This is a genomic window from Pluralibacter sp. (genome assembly GCF_019237635.1).
GTDB lineage: Bacteria > Pseudomonadota > Gammaproteobacteria > Enterobacterales > Enterobacteriaceae > Enterobacter_B.
On record NZ_JAFAGS010000129.1, the window covers coordinates 1 to 3902 of the forward strand.

At 56.7% G+C, this 3902-nt stretch carries 5 protein-coding genes; 4 read left to right on the top strand and 1 reads right to left on the bottom strand.

The window, feature by feature from the left end; all coding sequences use genetic code 11:
• The coding region (gene tldD, locus JO226_RS15080; RefSeq protein WP_293602359.1) for a metalloprotease TldD at positions 1-864 on the top strand (864 nt) is incomplete at its 5' end.
• A gap of 47 nt (positions 865-911) precedes the next feature.
• Positions 912-1631: an L-fucose operon activator gene (gene fucR / locus JO226_RS15085; protein WP_293602360.1), complete on the top strand. Its 720-nt coding sequence runs from the start codon at positions 912-914 to the stop codon at positions 1629-1631.
• Here the strand turns inward: fucR and aaeR are convergent.
• Positions 1628-2554, bottom strand: coding sequence for an HTH-type transcriptional activator AaeR (aaeR, locus tag JO226_RS15090; protein WP_293602361.1), 927 nt, complete (start codon positions 2552-2554; stop codon positions 1628-1630). The two genes, fucR and aaeR, sit on opposite strands and share 4 nt — an antisense overlap.
• A gap of 127 nt (positions 2555-2681) precedes the next feature.
• On the opposite strand from aaeR, the gene aaeX reads away from it, so the two are divergent.
• Positions 2682-2885 carry a p-hydroxybenzoic acid efflux pump operon protein AaeX gene (aaeX, locus tag JO226_RS15095; protein WP_293602362.1) on the top strand — a complete coding sequence of 68 codons (204 nt, stop codon included), beginning with the start codon at positions 2682-2684 and terminating at the stop codon, positions 2883-2885.
• A 7-nt stretch (positions 2886-2892) separates the two neighbouring features.
• A complete protein-coding gene (gene aaeA / locus JO226_RS15100; RefSeq protein ID WP_293602363.1) occupies positions 2893-3825 on the top strand; it encodes a p-hydroxybenzoic acid efflux pump subunit AaeA in 933 nt (310 codons plus the stop codon).
• Positions 3826-3902 lie beyond the last annotated feature (77 nt).

A 3902-nucleotide genomic window follows, 5' to 3' on the forward strand; every position in this document is an offset into this window, starting at 1 on the left:
GGTAAGCGTGAACGCGGCTCCAGCGGCGGCGGCGGACGCTTCGGCTACGACTATTTCCTGGCTGACCTCGATGGCGATGTATGCGCGGACGCCTGGGCGAAAGAGGCGGTACGTATGGCGCTGGTTAACCTCTCTGCCGTGGCGGCACCTGCGGGTACGCTGCCGGTGGTGCTGGGCGCTGGCTGGCCGGGCGTGCTGTTGCATGAAGCGGTAGGACATGGTCTGGAAGGCGACTTCAACCGTCGCGGCACCTCGGTCTTCAGCGGACAGATGGGACAGCTGGTGGCCTCTGAGCTGTGCACCGTCGTGGATGACGGCACGATCGCCGATCGCCGCGGTTCAGTCGCCATTGATGATGAAGGTACGCCGGGGCAGTACAACGTGCTTATCGAAAACGGCGTGCTGAAAGGGTATATGCAGGACAAACTCAATGCGCGTCTGATGGGAGTGAACCCGACCGGTAACGGCCGCCGTGAATCGTATGCGCATTTGCCGATGCCGCGCATGACTAACACCTATATGCTGGCAGGAAAATCCACGCCGCAGGAAATCATTGAATCCGTTGATTATGGGATTTATGCCCCGAACTTTGGCGGCGGCCAGGTAGACATCACCTCCGGGAAGTTTGTCTTCTCAACCTCAGAAGCGTACCTGATTGAAAAAGGTAAAGTGACCAAAGCGGTGAAGGGCGCAACGCTTATTGGTTCCGGCATCGAGGCGATGCAGCAAATCTCGATGGTCGGTAATGACCTGAAGCTCGACAATGGCGTCGGCGTTTGCGGTAAAGAGGGCCAGAGCCTGCCGGTCGGCGTAGGACAGCCAACGCTTAAGGTGGACAACCTCACGGTCGGCGGAACCGCCTGACTGGTATAATGCCCGCGTTTGCGGGCATTTTTTTAGGGGGAGACGGTGTGAAAGCTGAGCGCCAACAGGCTATTCTTGAACTTCTGCGCCAGGCGCAGAGCCTGACGACCGAGTCGCTTGCCGCCCGGTTTAACGTCAGTATCGAGACGATCCGCCGCGATCTCAGCGCCTTGCAGCAGCGCGGTACGATCCAGCGCAGCCATGGCCAGGCAAGGATCATCCGCCGTGACCAGCAGGACAGCGAATCCCCTTTTCAGACCCGCCTGAAGCGGCATTATGCCCACAAATCCGATATTGCCCGCCACGCGCTGGCGTGGATTGAAGAGGGCATGACGATTGCCCTTGATGCCAGCTCCACCTGCTGGTTTCTGGCGCGCCAACTGCCGGATATCACACTGACGGTTTTCACAAACAGCCATCCGGTTTGTGTCGAGCTGGGCAAGCGTGAGTGCGTGCAGCTCATCAGCTCCGGCGGACAATTACAGCGCCAGTTTGGCTATTACCTGAATCCCACGTTGGCCTCGCAGCTCAAAGGGCTGGAAATCGATCTGTTCATCTTTTCCTGCGAAGGCGTGGATGGCGATGGCGTTCTGTGGGATTCCAGTGAACATAATGCCCGCTATAAATCGCTGTTGCTAAAGCGGGCGTCCCAATCGCTCCTGCTGATGGATAAAAGTAAGTTCAACCGCGCAAGCGTCGTGCGCATCGGCCCACTGAGCGAGGTCACGCATCTGGTGTCCGATGCGGAAGCGGAACTGGTGCCTTAAAGCTTATCGCGGCTGCGTGCGTCATGAAACAGCTGCGATACCTCGACAAAATAGTCGCTCAACGCGTCGAGACAGACCTGTACCTTCAGCGGCAGCTTATCCTTTTCGGTATATACGGCGTACACCGGTCGCGGGTCAGACTGGTAGCGGGGCAGCAGGATCTCGAGCTCTCCCCGGTTGATCTCATCGATCACCCACATCAGCGGCACATAGGCGATCCCTGCCCCGGCATTCAACCAGCGGCTGAGCGTCATTGGATCGTTGGTGACGAAGCGCCCTTGCGGAGTCAGCCGGGTGGAGATTCCCTCCGGACCGATAAGTTCGAATTCATTGTAAGGGCGTACGCTGTATTCAAGCCACGAGTGGCGGGCGAGGTCGGCGGGTTTTTCCGGCGCTCCCGCCTGCTGCAGATAGCTTTTCGCGGCGCAGACGACCATCGGCATGGAACCGAGACGGCGTGAAAACAGGCTCGAATCCTGTAGCGCGCCGACGCGAATCACCACATCCAGACCGTCGGTAATAAGGTCGGGCGCTGGGATGCCGGTGACCAGGTTTACCGTCAGTCCCGGGTACTCTTTGAGCATCTCGGCGGTGATTTTTGCGAGGACATTCTGTGCCATGGTTGAAGAACAGCCAATGCGCAGTGTGCCGATGGGCGTGTTGTTGAAGGCATAAAGCTGTTCGTGAACATCATGCGCTTCGTGCAGCATCCGACGACAGCCCTGATAGTAGATTTTACCCGCTTCCGTCAGGCCAATGCTGCGCGTGCTGCGGTTCAGCAGCTTGACCTGCAGTTCATCTTCCAGCCGGGAGACCGTCTGGCTGATGGAGGAAACGCTCATTTGTAGCTGCTTTGCGGCGGCGGTAAACGAGCCAAACTCAACCACTTTGGCGAATACCGACATGCGTTTTAATCGTTCCATTATTCACTCTGGCTTAAAAGTGATTTAGATCACACATTATAGATAACCGACTCACAGTTACGTTAATATACTGTTAGCTGAATAATAAAAGCATCGCTTCTCACCTGCTCTCTAAGTCAAGGTCAACATGAGTCTCTTTCCCGTCATTGTGATTTTCGGCCTCTCGTTTCCGCCGATCTTCGTTGAGTTGCTATTGTCGCTGGCCCTCTTCTGGCTGCTGCGTCGGGTGCTGGTCCCTACCGGGATTTACGACTTTGTCTGGCATCCGGCGCTGTTTAATACGGCGCTGTATTGCTGCCTGTTTTACTTGATATCGCGCTTGTTCGTTTGAGGTCGCTGTGAAAACACTAACAACAAAAATTTCCCGTACAGCCATCACGCTGATTCTGGTGCTGCTGGCGTTCATCGCTCTCTTTCGCGCCTGGGTCTATTACACCGAATCCCCGTGGACCCGCGATGCCCGGTTCAGCGCTGAGGTGGTGGCGATCGCCCCCGATGTCGCTGGCCTTATCACTGAAGTGAATGTTAAGGATAACCAACTGGTTCGTAAAAATCAGGTGCTGTTTACCATAGACCAGCCACGCTACCAGAAGGCGCTCGCACAAGCGGAGGCAGATGTTGCCTATTACCAGGTGCAGGCATCGGAGAAAAGCCGTGAGGCTGTGCGTCGTAACCAACTGGGCGTGCAGGCCATGTCTCGTGAAGAGATTGACCAGGCGAACAATATGCTGCAAACCGTCGAGCATCAGCTGGCTAAAGCGCAGGCGACGCGGGATCTGGCTCGTCTTGATCTGGAGCGTACCGTTATTCGCGCTCCGGCAGATGGGTGGGTGACCAACCTGAACGTGTACACCGGGGAATTTATCACCCGTGGCTCAACAGCGGTGGCGTTGGTGAAACAAAACTCGTTCTACGTGATGGCCTACATGGAAGAAACCAAACTGGAAGGGGTGCGTCCAGGCTACCGTGCGGAGATCACTCCGCTTGGCAGCTCGCAGGTTATCAAAGGTACGGTCGATAGTATTGCGGCAGGGGTGACGAACGCCAGCAGTAGCCGGGACACGAAAGGGATGGCGACCGTTGACTCTAACCTTGAATGGGTGCGCCTTGCCCAGCGCGTGCCGGTGCGTATTCGTCTTGATGCGCAGCAGAGCAATCTCTGGCCCGCCGGGACTACCGCAACGGTGATTATTACCGGTGAAAAAGACCGCGATACGCGCCAGATGTCTTTCTTCCAGAAGCTCGGCATGCGCCTGCGTGAGTTTGGTTAATCACGATGGGGATCTTCACTATTGCCCCCCAGCACCTGCGCTTTGCGGTTAAGCTTGCCTGCGCCATTGTGCTGGCG

Excerpts from the sequence above, each read along its gene's own strand:
- aaeR (WP_293602361.1), bottom strand. The coding sequence starts at position 2,554 with ATGGAACGATTAAAACGCATGTCGGTATTCGCCAAAGTGGTTGAGTTT.
- aaeX (WP_293602362.1), top strand. The coding sequence starts at position 2,682 with ATGAGTCTCTTTCCCGTCATTGTGATTTTCGGCCTCTCGTTTCCGCCG.